We start from the raw sequence: 16,771 nt of genomic DNA on the forward strand, positions 1-16,771 counted from the left end.
CCCGGCCCGGTTCGCCCCTGCTTCCCCTGGAGTCCCTGATGTTCAACTCTGTCCGCGACGACCTGCGCGCCACCCTCGACGAGATCCGCGCCGCCGGCCTGCACAAGCCCGAGCGGGTGATCGGCACCCCCCAGTCCGCGACCGTCGCCGTCACCGCGGGCGGCCGTCCCGGCGAGGTCCTCAACTTCTGCGCCAACAACTACCTGGGCCTCGCCGACCACCCCGAGGTCGTCGCCGCGGCCCACGCGGCGCTGGACCGCTGGGGCTACGGCATGGCCTCCGTGCGCTTCATCTGCGGCACCCAGGAGGTGCACAAGGAGCTGGAGGCCCGTCTGTCGGCCTTCCTCGGCCAGGAGGACACGATCCTGTACTCCTCCTGCTTCGACGCCAACGGCGGCGTCTTCGAGACCCTCCTCGGCGCCGAGGACGCGGTGATCTCCGACGCCCTCAACCACGCCTCGATCATCGACGGCATCCGCCTGTCCAAGGCCCGCCGCCTGCGCTACGCCAACCGCGACATGGCCGACCTCGAACAGCAGCTCAAGGAGGCGGACGAGGGCGGCGCGCGCCGCAAGCTCATCGTCACCGACGGCGTCTTCTCGATGGACGGCTACGTGGCCCCGCTGCGCGAGATCTGCGACCTCGCCGACCGCTACGACGCCATGGTGATGGTCGACGACTCGCACGCCGTCGGCTTCGTCGGCCCCGGTGGCCGCGGCACCCCCGAGCTGCACGGCGTCATGGACCGCGTCGACATCGTCACCGGCACCCTCGGCAAGGCGCTCGGCGGGGCCTCCGGCGGCTACGTCGCCGCCCGCGCCGAGATCGTCGCCCTGCTGCGCCAGCGCTCCCGGCCGTACCTGTTCTCCAACACCCTCGCCCCGGTGATCGCGGCGGCCTCCCTGAAGGTGCTGGACCTGCTGGAGTCGGCCGACGACCTGCGGGTCCGGCTGGCCGAGAACACGGCGCTGTTCCGCTCCCGGATGACCGAGGAGGGCTTCGACGTCCTCCCCGGCGACCACGCCATCGCCCCGGTGATGATCGGCGACGCGGCCGAGGCCGGCCGGATGGCGGAGCTGCTGCTGGAGCGCGGCGTGTACGTCATCGGCTTCTCCTACCCGGTCGTGCCGCAGGGCCAGGCCCGGATCCGCGTCCAGTTGTCCGCCGCCCACTCGACTCAGGACGTCGACCGCGCGGTGGACGCCTTCGTCGCGGCCCGCGCCGAGCTGGCGGGCTGAGCACGGGCCCGAACCAGGTCCGACGTCTTGCGATAATCGTTCGCATGATCGAAGCGCGGCGGCTGCACATCCTCCGGGCGGTGGCCGACCACCGTACGGTGACCGCGGCTGCCGCCGCGCTGTACCTCACGCCCTCGGCGGTCTCCCAGCAGCTCACGGCCCTGGAACAGGAGACCGGGCACCGGCTGGTGGAGCGCGGCGCCAAGGGCGTGCGGCTCACCCCGGCCGGTGAGATCCTGCTCGGCCACACCCACGTGGTCCTCGCCCAGCTCGAACGCGCGGAGGCCGAACTGGCGGCCTACGGTTCGGGAGCGGCCGGCACCGTCACCGTCGCCGCCTTCGCGACCGGCATCGCCGAGGTCGTCGCCCCCGCGGTGGCCCGCCTGGCCGCCGCCGCGCCCGGCATCCGCATCCGGGTCCAGGACGCCGAGGGCGACGCGAGCCTGCCGATGGTGCTGGACCGTCAGGTCGACGTGGCGGTCGCCGTCGAGTACCGGGGCGCGCCGCCCGCCGACGACCCGCGCCTCACCCATGTCCCGCTGTACGCCGAGCCCTTCGACGCGGTGGTGCCGGTGGCCCACCGCATGGCCGGCGCCGCCGAGGTCCCGCTCGCCGAGCTGGCCAAGGACCCGTGGATCGGCCCCTACCCCGGCAACCCCTGCCACGACGTGGTCGTCCTCGCCTGCGAGAGCGCCGGCTTCCAGCCCCGTCTCGAACACTCCTCCGACGACTTCCGCGCGGTCGTGGCGCTCGCCTCGGCGGACGTGGGCGTGGCCCTCGTCCCGCGCTCCGCACTGCGCGGCATGGACCTCACGGGCGTGGTGGTGCGTCCCGTCGACGGAGTCGCGCCCACTCGCCGGGTGTTCGCCGCGGTGCGCCGGGGCGCCGAGGAGCATCCGCTGATCCGCCCGGTGCTGGAGGCGCTGGGCGAGGTGGCGCGGGGCGGGCCGACGCGGGCGTAGGCACGTCGCCGGGCGGGTTCGGACCGGCCTGCCCGGACTGCGCCCGGGCAGGGGCGACTGTCAGTGGGAGGGGTTAGCGTGCGTGCCATGCCGGACGCAGAAGACGTACGCCGAATCGCCCTGTCCCTGCCGGACACGACGGAGAAGACCGCCTGGAGCATGCCCACCTTCCGGGTCGCCGGGAAGATGTTCGCCACGCTGCCGGAGGACGAGACCTCCATCGCCGTGCGCTGCCCGAAGGAGGAGCGCGACGAACTGGTCATGGCCGAGCCGGACAAGTTCTGGATCGCCGGCCACGAGGCGCAGTTCGCCTGGGTGCGGGCCCGTCTCGCCGCGCTGGAGGACGAGGAGGAGCTGCGCGACATCCTCGCCGACTCCTGGCGCCAGGCCGCGCCGGGCCCGCTGGTCGAGGCCCATCCCGAGCTCGGTCTGCCCACCGCCCGCTGAAAATCCCCCGGGCGGTGCCGGCGGGCCGTGGCATGATCCGGAGGCACAGGCACAGGCACAGGCACAGGCACAGGCACAGGCGCCGCGGGCGTGCGGAGGGGGCCCGCGACCGCCGCCGGGTGCGAGGGGCACGGGTGGGGACCGGCCGGGGAGGGAGCGTCGAGGGATGACCGGAACGTCATCGCAGTCGTCGTCCGGGGAGGCGGGAGCGGCGCGCGGAGCCGCCCCGCCACCGGGAGGGGCGGCGGGTCCGTGGCCGACGACGGGCCGCACGGCGGGACCGCGGGACGGCACCGAAGCCGCGGCCGGGGTCGGAGCCGGTGCCGAGGCCGGGGGCGGGACCGGGGCGGGGGCCCTGGACGGAGAGCGGACGCGGCCGGTCTGGTCGCGGGACTTCGCGCTGTTCTTCGCCGCTCGGGCCGTGGCCCGGCTCGGCGACACCATGCTGCCCGTCGCGCTCGCCGCCGGCCTGCTGCAACACGGGTACGGCGCGGGCGCGGTCGGCCTCGCCATGGCCTCGACGGCCGCGGCCTTCGCCGGACTCGTGGTCTTCGGCGGGGTCATCGCCGACCGGTTCAGCACCCGCAAGCTGATGATCGGCGCCGACCTGGTGCGGCTCGGCACCCAGGCCCTGGCCGCCGTCCTCTTCTACTCGGGCCATGTCGTGCTCTGGGAGATCTGCGCCATCGGCTTCGTCAACGGCGTGGCCGGCGCGGTGTTCCAGCCCGGCGTGGCCAGCACGGTTCCCCGGCTCGCCGCCGACATCCAGGCGGCCAACGGCGCCATACGGATCGCCGAGTCGGCCGCCCAGCTCGCCGGCCCCGCCGTCGCCGGCCTCCTGGTCGGCTTCGCCTCGCCGGGCGGTGTCTTCGCGGCCCACGCCGCCACCTACGCGGTCAGCGCCCTGTGCCTGCTGCTGCTCCGACTGCCCCCGCTGCTCCCCGGCGGCGCTGCGGCCGGTCACGCCTCGGGCACCTTCCGGGCCGATCTGGTCGAGGGCTGGCGGGAGTTCCGCTCGCGCACCTGGCTGTGGGGCGTCATCGCCGTCTGGTGCCTCTACATGATCGCCGTGTGGGGCCCGACCGTCCCGCTGGTCGCCACGGAAGTGGTCCAGCAGCACGGCCCGCGCGCCTACGGCCTGGTCAACTCGGCCCTCGGCGCGGGTACCGTCGTCGGAGGGTTCCTCGCCCTGCGACTGCGCCCGCGGCGGATGCTGCGCGCCGGCGCGTTCGCCCTGTTCGCCTTCGTCTGGTTCCCGGCGACCGTGGGGGCGGGCCTGGGCGTCGCGGCGATGGCCGCCGGAGCGGCCGTCGCCGGGGCCGGGATGTCGTTCTGGGGCGTGATGTGGGCGACCAGCGTCCAGACGCAGGTCCCGCCCGACGTCCTCAACCGCATCCACGCCTACGACGTGGCCGGCTCCCTCGCCATGATGCCCGTCGGCCAGGCCCTCGCCGGCCCGGCCGCCTCGCTGCTGGGCGCGGACCACGTGCTGCTGGTGTCGGCGGCGGTGAGCCTCGTCGTGCCGGTCACACTGCTCTGCGTCGCCGCGATACGCGACCTGGTGCGCGCCGACGCGCCGAGCGCCCGCGGCCTGCCGCCCCGCCCGGAGGGTCCCGGCGCCCAGCACGCCGCGGACGCCTCCGTCCCGAGCGGCGCGGGAACACCCGGGCGGGGGCGCCGGAAACGGCCCTGACACCGGGCGCCGGACCGCCGCCCGGCAGACGCCGCCGCCCGAAGGGGGAGCAGCCGGAAGAGCAGGCCGCCCGTTCCGCGGCCCCCTCAGACTCCCGCGGCGTCCGACCCGCTCCCGAGGAAGGCCGAGATCCGCCGGCGCAGGGACCGGGCGTCCAGGCCGTGCGCGGCGGTGTGCTCCTCGACGCGACCGTAGCGGCGCAGCTCGGCGCGGCCCACGCCGAGGCCCAGGACACGGTGCGGGACGTCGTGGAGCGCGTCGTTCGCCGCCGCCGTGGACGTGCCCGCCAGATACGGCTCGACCAGGACCACGTCCGTCCCGGCCGTCGACGTGGCCCGGCGCAGGGCGGCGGTGTCGAAGGGCCGTACGGTCGTCGCGTACAGCACGGTGACGTCCAGGCCCTCCGTCGAGGCGAGGACCGGGTCGAGCAGGGGACCGACGGCGACCACCACGCCGGAGCGGCCCTCGCGCAGGGTCCAGAACCGCGCGCCGTCGACCGGGCGCCCCTGCCCGTTCGACTGCGTCGACAGCCGCACGTAGACCTTGTCGTCACCCGCGGCGACCGCGTGCCGCAGCAGCGTCTCGGCCTCGTCCGGATGCCCTGGCACATGGACGGTCCAGCCGTCCAGGGTGTCGAGGAGGGCCACGTCGCCGGGGGCCATGTGGGTGTAGCCGCCCGCGGGCCAGTCGAAGGAGGCGGCCGCGCTCACCAGCACAGCGCCCGCCTCCTGGTGCCCGAGATCCAGTTTGACCTGCTCGAAGGGCCGCTCGACGAGGAAACTCGCGAACGTGTGCAGCACCGGCCGCATCCCGGTCAGGGCGAGTCCCGCGCCGGCTCCGACCAGGAGCTGCTCGCGGATCCCGACGTTGATCAACCGGTCCGGATGGCGGCGTTGGGCGGCGGTGAAGCCGTCCCTGCCGATCTCGGCGAGGACGACCGCGACCCGCGGATCCTCGTCGAGCAGTCGTGAGAGGACGGGGGCGAGGCGGTCGCGCATGGTGTCCATGGGGGTCGAGCCCTTCCGTGTGGGAGGTGAGGGGGTCTGTGCGGGGACGGGGCGCCGCGGGGGAGCCGGGGGCGTGCGGGGAGCCGGGGGAGTCAGGCGTTCTTCGGCTCCACCCGGGCGACCACCACGTGCGGCCGGCCCGGATGCGGAGCGGTGAACGCGGCGTACAGGGCCTCGTGGTCGCGGCCGTCGACGGTCGCCGCCGACCAGCCCGCCGCCTCGAACCGGGCCGCGATCCCGCCGGGGCGGGCGTGGCTGGCGGAGGCGTTGTCGACGACGACGGTGTGCAGCCGGTCGAGGCCCGCGGGCCCGGCGAAGGCGATCGCCTCGTGGTTGCTGCCCTCGTCGAGTTCGGCGTCCCCGATCAGCACCCACACCCGGGGCCGGTCCAGCTTCCGGGCGCGCAGCCCCAGGGCCGTGCCGACGGCGATCGGCAGTCCGTGGCCCAGCGAACCGCTGGCGATCTCCACGCCCGGGACCAGAGTGCGGTCCGGGTGGTGCCCGAGCGGGGAGTCGTAGGCGCCGAAGTCCGCCAGCCAGTCCCGCGGTACGAAGCCCTTGGCGGCCAGGACCGCGTAGTAGGCCATCGGGCCGTGCCCCTTCGACAGCAGGAACCGGTCCCGCTCCGGGTCCTCCCGCCGCTCCGGGCGCACCTTCAGCACCCGGTCGTAGAGGACCCAGAGCACGTCCAGGGTGGACGTGGCCGCCGGTCCGTGCTTCTCGTCGCCCGTCATGAGCCGCATCAGGCGGGGCAGGTCCGCGTAGCCGTGGACGTGCCCGGATTCCTCGGTGATCGTCATACCTGCGATCGTGCGACCTCAACCAAGCTTGAGGTCAAGGGCGACATTCCGGAACCGCCCCGCAGGAAACGGGTGCGCGACCACCGACCCGAGTGCGGTATGGTTTTCCTGCGCGTTCGGCCCGGGGAAACCCCAGGTCAGACGGGCAACGGGACGTGGCGCAGCTTGGTAGCGCACTTGACTGGGGGTCAAGGGGTCGCAGGTTCAAATCCTGTCGTCCCGACTTTGTGGAGTCGTGTCCGAGGGGCCGTTCCGGAGCAATCCGGAACGGCCCCTCGGTGTTTCGCGCGCGGGGACCGCTCGCGAGGCCGGCCGGGGACGGGACGCGGGGGCGCGCCCGGTCCGGCGGACCCTCGGCGTGCGCGGCGGGACCGGTCAGGGCCGGGCGTCGGGCGGCGGCGGAGCGGCTTCGCCGCCGGCGAATGCCTTCAGGATCCGCTCGGCGGCCAGGGTCGCCGTCAGCCCGCCCTGTCTGACCCGCTGTTCCAGCTCCGGGGCGAGGGACCGGACGGCCGGGTCGGAGTGCAGGCGGTCCAGCAGTTCGTCGTGGACCATGCTCCAGGTCCAGTCGACCTGCTGGGCCCGGCGCTTGGCGGTGAGGCGTCCGGTGGAGTCCAGCAGGGCGCGGTGCCGCTCCAGGCGTTCCCAGACGGTGTCCAGCCCCGACGGCTCGCGGGCGCTGCAACTGAGCACCGGCGGTGTCCAGAAGGCGTCCTTGCCGTGCATGAGCCGCAGCGCCCCGGCCAGTTCGCGGGCCGCCGCGCGGGCGTCGCGCTCGTGCGGGCCGTCGGCCTTGTTGACGGCGATCACGTCGGCGAGCTCCAGGACGCCCTTCTTGATGCCCTGCAACTGGTCCCCCGTGCGGGCCAGGGTGAGCAGCAGGAAGGAGTCGACCATGTTGGCGACGGCCGTCTCGGACTGACCGACGCCGACCGTCTCCACCAGCACCACGTCGTAGCCCGCGGCCTCCATGATCACCATCGACTCCCGGGTCGCCCTGGCCACCCCGCCGAGCGTGCCCGCGCTGGGGGAGGGCCTGACGAAGGCCGCGGGGTCGACGGCCAGCCGCTCCATCCGGGTCTTGTCACCGAGGATGGAGCCGCCGGTCCGGCTGGAGGACGGGTCGACGGCCAGTACGGCCACCCGGTGGCCCAGCCCGGTCAGCATCGTGCCGAACGCGTCGATGAACGTCGACTTGCCCACGCCCGGCACCCCGCTGACCCCGATCCGCCGGGCCCTGCCGCTGTGCGGCAGCAACTCGGTCAGCAGGTCCTGGGCCGGCGCCCGGTGCCGGGCGCTGGTGGACTCCACCAGGGTGATCGCGCGGGCCACGATCGCCCGCCTGCCGTCGAGCACACCCTTGACGTACGTGTCGAGGTCGAGGGCCATGGAGTCACCGGCTCACAGGTCGCCGTGCCCGAGACCGGCCGCCAGCCGCGTCACCAGGTCGCGGGCCGCGTCGGGGATCACCGTGCCGGGCGGGAAGACGGCCGTCGCGCCCATCTCCAGGAGCACCGGCACGTCCTGCGGCGGGATCACCCCGCCGACCACGATCATGATGTCGTCGCGGCCCTCCTCGGCGAGCGCCTCGCGCAGCGTCGGCACGAGGGTGAGGTGCCCGGCGGCCAGCGACGACACCCCGACGATGTGCACGTCCGCCTCGACGGCCTGACGGGCCACCTCCGCCGGCGTCTGGAACAGCGGGCCGACGTCCACGTCGAAACCGAGGTCGGCGAAGGCGGTGGCGATCACCTTCTGGCCGCGGTCGTGGCCGTCCTGGCCCATCTTGGCGACCAGGATGCGCGGCCGGCGGCCCTCGGCCTCGGCGAAGGCGTCCACCACCGCACGGGTACGGTCCACCTCCGGCGACTGGCCTGATTCGTTGCGGTACACACCGGAGATCGTACGGATCTGCCCCGCGTGCCGTCCGTACACCTTCTCCAGGGCGTCGCTGATCTCCCCGACGGTCGCCTTCGCGCGCGCCGCCCGCACCGCCAGCTCCAGCAGGTTGCCGTCGCCGCCCGCGGCCCTGGTGAGCGCGTCGAGCGCGTCCCGGCACGCGGCCTCGTCGCGTTCCTCGCGCAGCCGCCGCAGCTTGGCGATCTGCTGGGCGCGCACCGAGGAGTTGTCGACCTTGAGCACCTCGATCTGCTCGTCGGAGTCCACCCGGTACTTGTTCACGCCGATCACCGGCTGCCGCCCCGAGTCGATCCGCGCCTGGGTGCGGGCCGCGGCCTCCTCCACGCGCAGCTTGGGGATGCCGGCGTCGATGGCCCGCGCCATGCCGCCGGCCCGCTCGACCTCCTGGATGTGCTGCCAGGCCCGGCGGGCCAGGTCGTAGGTCAGCCGCTCCACGTACGCGCTGCCGCCCCACGGGTCGATCACCCGCGTCGTGCCGGATTCCTGCTGGATCAGCAGCTGGGTGTTGCGGGCGATGCGGGCGGAGAAGTCGGTGGGCAGCGCGAGCGCCTCGTCCAGGGCGTTGGTGTGCAGCGACTGCGTGTGCCCCTGGGTCGCCGCCATCGCCTCCACACAGGTGCGCGTGACGTTGTTGAACACGTCCTGCGCCGTCAGCGACCAGCCGGAGGTCTGCGAATGGGTGCGCAGCGAGAGCGACTTGGGGTTCTTCGGCTCGAACTGTCCCACCAGCTTCGTCCACAGCAGCCGGGCCGCGCGCAGCTTGGCGATCTCCATGAAGAAGTTCATGCCGATCGCCCAGAAGAAGGACAGCCGGGGCGCGAAGGCGTCCACGTCCAGACCCGCCTCCCGGCCCGCCCGGATGTACTCCACGCCGTCCGCCAGCGTGTACGCCAGCTCCAGGTCGGCCGTCGCGCCCGCCTCCTGGATGTGGTACCCGGAGATGGAGATGGAGTTGTAGCGCGGCATCCGCCGCGAGGTGAAGGCGAAGATGTCGGAGATGATCCGCATCGACGGCTTCGGCGGGTAGATGTAGGTGTTGCGGACCATGAACTCCTTGAGGATGTCGTTCTGGATGGTCCCCGCCAGCTTCTCCGGAGGCACGCCCTGCTCCTCCGCCGCCACGATGTACAGCGCCAGCACCGGCAGCACGGCGCCGTTCATCGTCATCGACACCGTCATCCGGTCCAGCGGGATGCCGTCGAAGAGCTGCCGCATGTCGTAGATCGAGTCGATCGCCACGCCCGCCATGCCGACGTCGCCGGTCACCCGCGGGTGGTCGCTGTCGTAGCCGCGGTGCGTGGGCAGGTCGAAGGCGACCGAGAGGCCCTTCTGACCGGCCGCCAGGTTGCGGCGGTAGAAGGCGTTGGACTCCTCGGCCGTGGAGAAGCCCGCGTACTGGCGGATCGTCCAGGGCTGGTTGACGTACATCGTCGGGTACGGGCCGCGCAGGTACGGAGCGATGCCCGGGAAGGTGCCAGGGAAGTCCAGGCCCTCCAGGTCCGCTCCCGTGTACAGCGGCTTGACGGTGATGCCCTCGGGCGTCTCCCAGAGGAGGTCGTCGCCGTCGGCGGCCTTCTCGACCGCCGTACGCCACTCGTCGAGGCCGGCGTCGGCGCGCGGGTCGCCCAGCTCGATCGACGAGAAGTCGGGGATGGACATCAGGACACTCCCATGCGGTCGAGCGTGGCGGAGAGCACGGCGACGGCGTCGCAGCCGGCGAAGACATAGGTGTCCACGCCGGTGTACGGCCCCGGGCGGCCCGCGAGGAACACGTGCTCGGCACCCGCCTCCCGCAACGCCCGGGCGGTGGCCTCGGCCTGCTCCTCGTACAGGGCGTCGCTGGAGCACAGGCACACCTCCCGGGCACCGCTCTCCTCGAAGCCGCCCCCGGTGACGGGCTCGATGCCGCCGGCCTGGAAGAGATTGGCGGCGAAGGCGAGCCGGGCGGTATGCGCCGCGGGCGGGCCGAGCACGGCCAGATGGACGCGGGGCCGGGAGCCGGTCTCGGCCAGGTGGGCGTCGGAGCGGGCCCGCAGCGCCTCGAACGCCTCGTCCCGCCGCACCCGGGGCAGACCGCCCGGCGGCCGCTCGGGCGCGGGCCGGCGCACCACGGGTTTCTCGGCCAGGTCCGGGAACTCGCTGACACCGGTGACCGGCTCCCGCCGCTTCGCCAGCCGCTCGCTGCGCGCGGACCAGGTGCTCGCCAGCCGCTCGCCCACCATTCCGGAACGCAGCGCGGCCGCCTGCCCGCCCGCGCGCTCGATGTCCTGGAAGAAGTCCCAGGCGGCGTGGGCGAGTTCGTCCGTCAGCCGCTCCACGTACCAGGAGCCGCCCGCCGGGTCGACCACCCGGGACAGGTGCGACTCCTCGACGAGGATGACGGAGGTGTTGCGGGCGATCCGGCGGGCGAAGGCGTCCGGCAGGCCGAGCGCGTGGTCGAACGGCAGCACGGTCACGGCGTCGGCGCCGCCCACTCCGGCGGCCAGGGTGGCCACCGTGGTGCGCAGCATGTTCACCCACGGGTCGCGGCGCGTCATCATCACCGGGGAGGTCACCGCGTGCTGCGACTGCCCGCCCGCGCGGGGCGCGCCGCAGACCTCCGCCACCCGCGCCCACAGCCGGCGGGCGGCGCGCAGCTTGGCGATGGTCAGGAACTGGTCGGCGGTCGCGGCGTACCGGAACTCCACCTGCGCCAGCGCCCGGGCCGTGTCCAGTCCGGCCGCGGTCAGCTCCCGCAGATAGGCGACGCCCGTCGCCAGGGAGCAGCCCAGTTCCTGCGCCGCCGACCCGCCGGCCTCGTGATAGGGCAGCGCGTCCACGGTCAGCGCCCGCAGCCCCGGGTACCGTGCGGCGCACAGCCGGGCCAGTTCGGCCACCGCCCCGGTGGCGTACGGCTTTCCGGTGCGGGCCTCGTGGCCCAGGGGGTCGGCGCCCAGGTTGCCGCGCGCCGCGTCGGCGGGCACGTCCCGTTCCGCGTAGAGCCGCAGCAGCTCCCGCGCGGCCGGCTCGGTCTCGTCGCCCGCGTCCAGGACGACGGGGGCCAGGTCGAGGTGCACGCCGTCGAGGGCTTCGCCGAGCGCGCCGACGGGGATGCCGGTGGTCTCGCCGACGGCCAGCCACAGCGAGGTGACGCCGTTCTCCAGGTCGTTCAGGACCGGTGCCGGGTCGCTCGCCGTGTGCCGCTGGCGCACGTCCCAGCCGCCGACGGCGTTCCCCTCGGCGCGTCCCCCGCGCACGAAGGGAGCGAAACCCGGGAGGCCGGGGTCGGGCGCGAGGTCGCGCGCGGTGTAGAGGGGGCGGGCGCGCAGTCCGTCCTCCAGCGCGGTGGACAGGGCGGACTCCGCCTCGTCGTCCGGCACTTCCCTGCCCGACTTGCGCAGTACACCCGCCACCAGGTGTCGCCACTGCTCGTGGGTCGCGTCAGGGAATCCGGCGGCCGTGGAGAGCCCGTCGTCAGGCAGGACCGTCATGGTCAGGATGCTAGGACAGAGCGGCGGCGAGGTGTCAGAGGGCGCGGTTGTGACCTTGTTCTCCTCCGACGTGTGGCGTAGGCCGCTCGTGGCCGCCGGGCGGGGCGGTCGCGCCCGGCGCGCGGCGGCTCAGGGCCGGGCGTCGGTGTAACCGCGCTCCCGGACGAGGTCGTGGGCCAGTTGGGTGAAGGCGCGGGCGGCGGCGCTCTGGTAACCGCTGCCGCGCCGCAGCAGGGTGACGGTGCGCGCGGGCAGGGCGGGGTCGAGGGGGACGGGGACGAGGTGGGGGTGGTCATGGGTGATCGCGTCGGGCAGCACGGTGGCGATCGCGGTCCGCCGCACGATCTCGACCAGCGCCTGGACGGAGTTGGCCTCCACCGTGATGCGCGGCCGCACCCGGTGGGCCGCGAAGTGGGCGTCGATGTGCCCCCGGGTGGCGAAGTCCTCGCTGAGCAGGGCTAGCTGACGCTCCGCCAGTTCGCGGATCGACAGCGGCCCGGGCGGGCCGTCCTCGGGTCGGCCCGCGGCGGTGACGAGACTCAGGGTCTCCGTGAACAGGGTCGCCGCGGTGACGCCGGGCAGATGGGCGCCGGCGAAGGCGATGCCGAGGTCGATGTCGTCGGCGAGCAGTGACGTCTCGATGCGGTCCTGCGTCATCTCCCTGACGTCCAGGGTGATGCCGGGGTGCCGGCTGTGCAGCCCGGCGACCAGGGGGCCCACCAGGTAGGCGGTGAACGTCGGTGTCACGGCCAGGCGCAGATGGCCGTGGGTGAGGTCCCGGACGTCCTGGACGGCACGCTGCGCGGCGGCCAGGTCCCGCAGGGCCCGGCGGGCGTGGCTCGCGTACGTCTCACCGGCGTCGGTCAGGCGCACACTGCGGCCCGTGCGGTCGAGCAGTTGCGCGCCCACCGTCCGCTCCAGTTGCCTGATCTGCTGGGACAGGGTCGGCTGGGAGACGCGCAGGTCCTCGGCGGCACGGGTGAAGCTGCCGTGCTCGGCCACGGCGAGCAGATAGCGCAGATGACGTAGTTCCAGAGCCATGCATCCGACTATAGGTGGGAACAATGGCAGTCATGAGCAGTGCGTCTTGGACTCTATAGCCACAGGTCATGCATGGTGGATTCATCGGGCCCACCGGGCCGCCGCCTCCGATAGGGAGTGACCATGCACGACCTCGCCGAGGGCGTCACACGTTTCCAGCGCGACGTCCAACCCGCCAAGGCGGAGCTGTTCGCCCGCCTCGCCGGGAACCACGCGCCGCACACGCTGTTCATCGGCTGCTCCGACGCCCGCGTCGTGCCCGAGCTGATCACGGCCAGCGAGCCGGGCGAGCTGTTCGTCGTCCGCGCCGTGGGCAACCTCGTCCCGGCCCACGCGCCGGGCCCCGACGCGGTGGCGGCCGCCATCGAGTACGCCGTCGCCGTTCTCGGCGTGTCCGACATCGTGGTGTGCGGCCACTCCGGCTGCGGCGCCATGACGGCGCTGGCCGAGACGCACGACCTGAGCGGCGCCCCGGCGCTCGCCCGATGGCTGCGGCACGCGGACGCCTCCCTCGCCCGCACCGCCGCCCGGGGGGACGTCGCGGCCCTGGTGCGCCAGAACGTGCTCGCCCAGCTCGCGAACCTGGCCACCCACCCCTCGGTCGCCCGTGCCCTCGCCGAGGGCACCCTCACCCTGCACGGCTGGATCTACGACATCGCCACCGGCGGCGTCGAGACCGCCGGCACCGCCCAGCAGGTCGCCGCGTCCGCGGCGGCCTGACCGACCCCGTAAGGAAACCCCTCGCATGCACGCTCAGTTCGACCCCGCCGCCCGTCAGGCCCTCGCCGTGGCCGCCGTCGAGGCCAAGACCCGCAAGGACCTCAGCTGGCAGCAGCTCGCGGACGCGGCCGGCCTGTCGGTGGCCTTCACCACCGCCGCCGTGCTCGGCCAGCACGCCCTGCCCGAGCCGGCCGCCGAGGCCGTCGGCGAACTGCTGGGCCTCGACGCCGACGCGGTGGCCCTGCTGCAGACCATTCCCACCCGGGGGTCCATCCCCGGCGGCGTCCCCACCGACCCGACCATCTACCGCTTCTACGAGATGCTCCAGGTGTACGGCACCACGCTCAAGGCGCTGGTCCACGAGCAGTTCGGGGACGGCATCATCTCCGCGATCAACTTCCGGCTGGACGTGAAGAAGGTCGCCGACCCCGAGGGCGGCGAGCGCGCGGTGATCACCCTGGACGGCAAGTACCTGCCCACCAAGCCCTTCTGACCCCTTCCTCCTCCCGGCCGCGGCCCGTCCGGCCCGTCCGGGACCCCGGTCCGTCTCACCCGGCCCGTCCGGTCCGTCCGGGACTCCGGTCCGGCCGGGACCCCGGTCCGGCTCACCCGGCCCGTCCGGTCCGTCCGGGACCCCGGTCCGGCCGGCCGGTATCCCGGGGTGGGGCGGGCCGTCACCCCGTCGGCCGCCCCGCCCACCCCCCACCACCGAAGGACACCGTCATGGACTTCGCACAGCGCACCATCGACATCGCCCGCCGCAACGTCGCCGAGGGCGGCCGCCCGTTCGCGACCGTCATCGTCAGGGACGGCGAGATCCTCGCCGAGAGCCCGAACCGGGTCGCCCAGACCAACGACCCCACCGCGCACGCCGAGATCCTCGCCATCCGCGAGGCCTGCACGAAGCTGGGCACCGAACACCTCGTCGGCACCACGATCTACGTACTCGCCCACCCCTGCCCGATGTGCCTGGGGGCGCTGTACTACTGCTCGCCCGACGAGGTCGTCTTCCTCACCACCCGCGACGCCTACGAGCCGCACTACGTCGACGATCGCAAGTACTTCGAACTGGACACCTTCTACGACGAATTCGCCAAGGACTGGGACGAGCGCAGGCTGCCGATGCGGCACGAGCCGCGGGACGCCGCTGTCGACGTCTACCGTCTGTGGCAGGAGCACAACGGCGGCGAACGCCGTGCCGCCGACGCCCCCACCGCCGACTGAGGGAGTGACCATGAGCCCCACGCCCACCGGGCCGACGCCCAGTGCCCCGGCCGCCACCGGCCCTGCCGTCCTCGAGCCGACCCCCGCCGACCTGCCGTACCTGGAACGTGCCGTCGAACTGGCGGCCGAGGCGCTGCGGGCCGGGGACGAGCCGTTCGGCTCGGTCCTGGTCGGCGCCGACGGGCGGATCCTGGCGGAGGACCGCAACCGGGTGAACACGATGGACGACCGGACCCGGCACCCGGAGTTCGACCTGGTCCGCTGGGCGTCGGCGCACCTCACCGCGGCGCAGCGGGCGGCGGCCACCGTCTTCACCTCCGGGGAGCACTGTCCCATGTGCTCCGCCGCCCACGGCTGGGCCGGGCTCGGTCCCGTGGTCTACGCGCACTCGGCCGCCCAGTTGGCGGAATGGCTGACCGAGCTGCACCTGCCGCCCGCACCGGTGCGCCTCCGGGCGATCCAGGACGTGGTGCCCGGCCTGGAGGTGCGCGGACCCGCCCCGGAGTTCACCGACCGCCTGCGCGAGATGCACCGGGCCTGCTACTCCCGGGCCCGTGGGGGCGGCTCCTGACGACCGGGCGCCGGCCCGTCACCGTCCCGGCCCGTCACCGTCCCGGCCCGTCACCGTCCGGGCTCGCCGTCGCGCGAGCCCGCCCGCGCCTCGGCCGCCCGGAGCAGGTCCGCGATCCCGTGGAAGCCCCGGCGGTCGGCGTGGGCGAGGGCGCTCGTCCCGTCGGCGTCCGGCAGCAGCGGATCGGCGCCCGCCGCGAGCAGCACCTCGACCACCTCCTGGTGGGTGCGCCCGCCGTCGCCGAGGATCACCGCCTCCAGCAGGGCCGTCCAGCCGAGCCGGTTGACGTGGTTCACGTCGACGCCGGTCTCGGCCAGCACGGCCCTCACGTACGCCACGTGGCCGCGCTCGCTCGCCGGGATCACCGACACCCCGCCGAACCGGTTGGTCAGCGCCAGGTCCGGCCCGCCGGGCAGCAGCGCCCGCATCATCGCCACGCTCCCGGTCACCCCGGTCACCAGCCAGGCACTGTCCTGGCGGTCGTCCTGGGCGTTCACGTCCGCGCCCGCGCCGACCAGCACCTCGGCCGCCGCCACCTGGTCGGCGAGGGCCGCCCGCAGCAGGGGGGTGCGGCCCTCCTCGTCGCGTGCCTCCAGGTCGGCGCCGGCCGCCAGCGCCGCGCGGACGGCGGCGGCGTCTCCGCGCCGCGCCGCGTCCAGCAGCGCGCGGTCGGCCGGGGTGAGTGACTTCTTGGCCATGACGGAACTCCTCCACGGGATGGCGACGGGACGGTGAGGAAAGCGGAAGGCCGGAACGGCGAGGAAATCGGTGAACGGCACGGCGAGGAAAGCGGTGAACGGCACGGCGAGGAAGAGGAAAGAAGCGGAAAGCGGAAAGCGGCACGGCGAGGAAGGGGAAGCGGACGGCGGGAGGGTGACGAGAGCGGGTCCCGGTCGTCCGGTGGGAGCGGGCGTGGCGGTGCGCGGGGCGGGGAGCCGCACACGCCGCCGCGGAGCGGCCCCCCGGCCGGGGGGCCGCCGTTCACCGAGGTGGGGCGCCGCGGTCAGCGGCCGTCGCTGATCGCGGCGACACCGGCCTGGGCGAACTTCTCGTCCAGGTCGCCGGAGGGGGCGCCCGCCACGCCGACGCCCGCGATCGGCGCGTTGTCGTAGGCGACCGGCGCGCCGCCCGCCAGGAACAGCGTGCCCGGGATGTCCTTCAGGGTCGGCGCCGACTGGAGGCGCTCGACCAGCTTGGAGGTGGGCGCGTTCCAGGACACGGCGGTGTACGCCTTCTTGATCGCGGACTCGTAGGCCTGCGGGCCCGCGCCGTCGCCGCGCAGCGTGACGATCGTGTTGCCGTTGCGGTCCACCACCGCCACGCTCACCCGCTGGCCCTCCTTCCGGGCGGCCTTCAGGGCGGCCTGCGCCGCGTCGGTGGCGGCGTCGACCGTCAGGTGGGTGCTGGTGGTCGTGGCCTTGCCCTTCACCGCGGCCACGGCCGCGGCCGGAGCGGCGGCCGGGGTGTCGGCGGACGCGGACACCGCGCCGGCAACCCCGGCGGCGACCGCGGCCGCGGACGCCACGGCGGTGAGGACCTTGGCACGGGTGGAGAACTTCTCGGCCTTGTGCTGCATCGGGCAACTCCCCAGTCGTCTCGCAGCGCTTCCTGCGCTGTGCCTCCAGCCTCGGCCCGTCCACGGCCGGTACCGGTCGGCGTACCGGCTGGTCCCGGCGCG

16 protein-coding genes and 1 tRNA gene are annotated in these 16,771 nt (G+C 74.2%); 9 read left to right on the plus strand and 8 right to left on the minus strand.

Features of this window, described 5'->3' with window-relative positions; translation table 11 throughout:
- Positions 1-38: 38 nt before the first annotated feature.
- From ACF061_RS28640 to ACF061_RS28655, 4 genes are all read left to right on the plus strand, one after another.
- Complete coding sequence (locus ACF061_RS28640) at positions 39-1,238, plus strand: glycine C-acetyltransferase (protein ID WP_392269871.1); 1,200 nt, start codon at positions 39-41, stop codon at positions 1,236-1,238.
- 44 nt (positions 1,239-1,282) lie between these two features.
- Complete coding sequence (locus tag ACF061_RS28645; RefSeq protein WP_392269872.1) at positions 1,283-2,200, plus strand: LysR family transcriptional regulator; 918 nt, start codon at positions 1,283-1,285, stop codon at positions 2,198-2,200.
- An 87-nt stretch (positions 2,201-2,287) separates the two neighbouring features.
- Complete coding sequence (locus ACF061_RS28650; protein ID WP_392269873.1) at positions 2,288-2,647, plus strand: MmcQ/YjbR family DNA-binding protein; 360 nt, start codon at positions 2,288-2,290, stop codon at positions 2,645-2,647.
- A gap of 166 nt (positions 2,648-2,813) precedes the next feature.
- Complete coding sequence (locus tag ACF061_RS28655; protein WP_392269874.1) at positions 2,814-4,340, plus strand: MFS transporter; 1,527 nt, start codon at positions 2,814-2,816, stop codon at positions 4,338-4,340.
- Positions 4,341-4,426: 86 nt separating this feature from the next.
- Here ACF061_RS28655 and ACF061_RS28660 read toward each other — a convergent pair whose 3' ends face one another.
- Together ACF061_RS28660 and ACF061_RS28665 are read right to left on the minus strand one after the other, a co-directional pair.
- On the minus strand, positions 4,427-5,347 hold the full coding sequence (locus tag ACF061_RS28660; RefSeq protein WP_392269875.1) for a transketolase family protein: 921 nt from the start codon (positions 5,345-5,347) through the stop codon (positions 4,427-4,429).
- Between the two features lie 92 nt (positions 5,348-5,439).
- Complete coding sequence (locus ACF061_RS28665; protein WP_392269876.1) at positions 5,440-6,147, minus strand: transketolase; 708 nt, start codon at positions 6,145-6,147, stop codon at positions 5,440-5,442.
- Positions 6,148-6,296: 149 nt separating this feature from the next.
- Here ACF061_RS28665 and ACF061_RS28670 point away from each other — a divergent pair.
- Positions 6,297-6,370: transfer RNA gene (locus ACF061_RS28670), tRNA-Pro, on the plus strand.
- 152 nt (positions 6,371-6,522) lie between these two features.
- On the opposite strand, the gene meaB is transcribed toward ACF061_RS28670, so the two are convergent.
- From meaB to cynR, 4 genes are all read right to left on the minus strand, one after another.
- Positions 6,523-7,536, minus strand: coding sequence for a methylmalonyl Co-A mutase-associated GTPase MeaB (gene meaB, locus ACF061_RS28675; RefSeq protein WP_392269877.1), 1,014 nt, complete (start codon positions 7,534-7,536; stop codon positions 6,523-6,525).
- Positions 7,537-7,548: 12 nt separating this feature from the next.
- The gene (gene scpA, locus ACF061_RS28680) at positions 7,549-9,726 is read right to left on the minus strand and encodes a methylmalonyl-CoA mutase (protein WP_392269878.1); all 2,178 of its coding nucleotides are present in this window, start codon (positions 9,724-9,726) and stop codon (positions 7,549-7,551) included.
- On the minus strand, positions 9,726-11,537 hold the full coding sequence (locus ACF061_RS28685; protein ID WP_392269879.1) for a methylmalonyl-CoA mutase family protein: 1,812 nt from the start codon (positions 11,535-11,537) through the stop codon (positions 9,726-9,728). Before ACF061_RS28685 ends, scpA begins: the two co-directional genes overlap by 1 nt.
- A 129-nt stretch (positions 11,538-11,666) precedes the next feature.
- Positions 11,667-12,578 (minus strand): transcriptional regulator CynR, encoded by a 912-nt coding sequence (gene cynR, locus ACF061_RS28690; RefSeq protein ID WP_392269880.1) that lies wholly within the window; start codon positions 12,576-12,578, stop codon positions 11,667-11,669.
- 123 nt (positions 12,579-12,701) lie between these two features.
- Between cynR and ACF061_RS28695 the strand changes: the two genes are divergently transcribed.
- The 4 genes from ACF061_RS28695 to ACF061_RS28710 all read left to right on the plus strand — a co-directional run bounded on the left by ACF061_RS28695 (position 12,702) and on the right by ACF061_RS28710 (position 15,093).
- Positions 12,702-13,298 carry a carbonic anhydrase gene (locus ACF061_RS28695; RefSeq protein ID WP_392269881.1) on the plus strand — a complete coding sequence of 199 codons (597 nt, stop codon included), beginning with the start codon at positions 12,702-12,704 and terminating at the stop codon, positions 13,296-13,298.
- A 25-nt stretch (positions 13,299-13,323) separates the two neighbouring features.
- On the plus strand, positions 13,324-13,791 hold the full coding sequence (gene cynS, locus ACF061_RS28700) for a cyanase (protein WP_392269882.1): 468 nt from the start codon (positions 13,324-13,326) through the stop codon (positions 13,789-13,791).
- Positions 13,792-14,021: 230 nt separating this feature from the next.
- Positions 14,022-14,522, plus strand: coding sequence for a nucleoside deaminase (locus ACF061_RS28705; protein WP_392269883.1), 501 nt, complete (start codon positions 14,022-14,024; stop codon positions 14,520-14,522).
- Positions 14,523-14,532: 10 nt separating this feature from the next.
- The gene (locus ACF061_RS28710; RefSeq protein ID WP_392269884.1) at positions 14,533-15,093 is read left to right on the plus strand and encodes a nucleoside deaminase; all 561 of its coding nucleotides are present in this window, start codon (positions 14,533-14,535) and stop codon (positions 15,091-15,093) included.
- 50 nt (positions 15,094-15,143) lie between these two features.
- Here the strand turns inward: ACF061_RS28710 and ACF061_RS28715 are convergent, their stop codons facing one another.
- Both ACF061_RS28715 and ACF061_RS28720 read right to left on the minus strand, forming a co-directional pair.
- Positions 15,144-15,791 (minus strand): ankyrin repeat domain-containing protein, encoded by a 648-nt coding sequence (locus tag ACF061_RS28715; protein ID WP_392269885.1) that lies wholly within the window; start codon positions 15,789-15,791, stop codon positions 15,144-15,146.
- Positions 15,792-16,096: 305 nt separating this feature from the next.
- Positions 16,097-16,669, minus strand: a complete 573-nt coding sequence (locus ACF061_RS28720; protein ID WP_392269886.1) for a heme-binding protein — start codon at positions 16,667-16,669, stop codon at positions 16,097-16,099.
- Positions 16,670-16,771: the final 102 nt, after the last annotated feature.

It is taken from the genome of Streptomyces sp. NPDC015220 (assembly GCF_043079345.1).
Lineage (GTDB): Bacteria > Actinomycetota > Actinomycetes > Streptomycetales > Streptomycetaceae > Streptomyces.

Coding starts and splice junctions, on each gene's coding strand:
- meaB (WP_392269877.1), bottom strand. CDS start 7,536: ATGGCCCTCGACCTCGACACGTACGTCAAGGGTGTGCTCGACGGCAGG.
- ACF061_RS28705 (WP_392269883.1), top strand. CDS start 14,022: ATGGACTTCGCACAGCGCACCATCGACATCGCCCGCCGCAACGTCGCC.
- ACF061_RS28665 (WP_392269876.1), bottom strand. CDS start 6,147: ATGACGATCACCGAGGAATCCGGGCACGTCCACGGCTACGCGGACCTG.
- cynR (WP_392269880.1), bottom strand. CDS start 12,578: ATGGCTCTGGAACTACGTCATCTGCGCTATCTGCTCGCCGTGGCCGAG.
- ACF061_RS28650 (WP_392269873.1), top strand. CDS start 2,288: ATGCCGGACGCAGAAGACGTACGCCGAATCGCCCTGTCCCTGCCGGAC.
- ACF061_RS28685 (WP_392269879.1), bottom strand. CDS start 11,537: ATGACGGTCCTGCCTGACGACGGGCTCTCCACGGCCGCCGGATTCCCT.
- ACF061_RS28710 (WP_392269884.1), top strand. CDS start 14,533: ATGAGCCCCACGCCCACCGGGCCGACGCCCAGTGCCCCGGCCGCCACC.
- ACF061_RS28655 (WP_392269874.1), top strand. CDS start 2,814: ATGACCGGAACGTCATCGCAGTCGTCGTCCGGGGAGGCGGGAGCGGCG.
- ACF061_RS28660 (WP_392269875.1), bottom strand. CDS start 5,347: ATGGACACCATGCGCGACCGCCTCGCCCCCGTCCTCTCACGACTGCTC.
- ACF061_RS28715 (WP_392269885.1), bottom strand. CDS start 15,791: ATGGCCAAGAAGTCACTCACCCCGGCCGACCGCGCGCTGCTGGACGCG.
- ACF061_RS28720 (WP_392269886.1), bottom strand. CDS start 16,669: ATGCAGCACAAGGCCGAGAAGTTCTCCACCCGTGCCAAGGTCCTCACC.
- ACF061_RS28645 (WP_392269872.1), top strand. CDS start 1,283: ATGATCGAAGCGCGGCGGCTGCACATCCTCCGGGCGGTGGCCGACCAC.
- ACF061_RS28695 (WP_392269881.1), top strand. CDS start 12,702: ATGCACGACCTCGCCGAGGGCGTCACACGTTTCCAGCGCGACGTCCAA.
- ACF061_RS28640 (WP_392269871.1), top strand. CDS start 39: ATGTTCAACTCTGTCCGCGACGACCTGCGCGCCACCCTCGACGAGATC.
- scpA (WP_392269878.1), bottom strand. CDS start 9,726: ATGTCCATCCCCGACTTCTCGTCGATCGAGCTGGGCGACCCGCGCGCC.
- cynS (WP_392269882.1), top strand. CDS start 13,324: ATGCACGCTCAGTTCGACCCCGCCGCCCGTCAGGCCCTCGCCGTGGCC.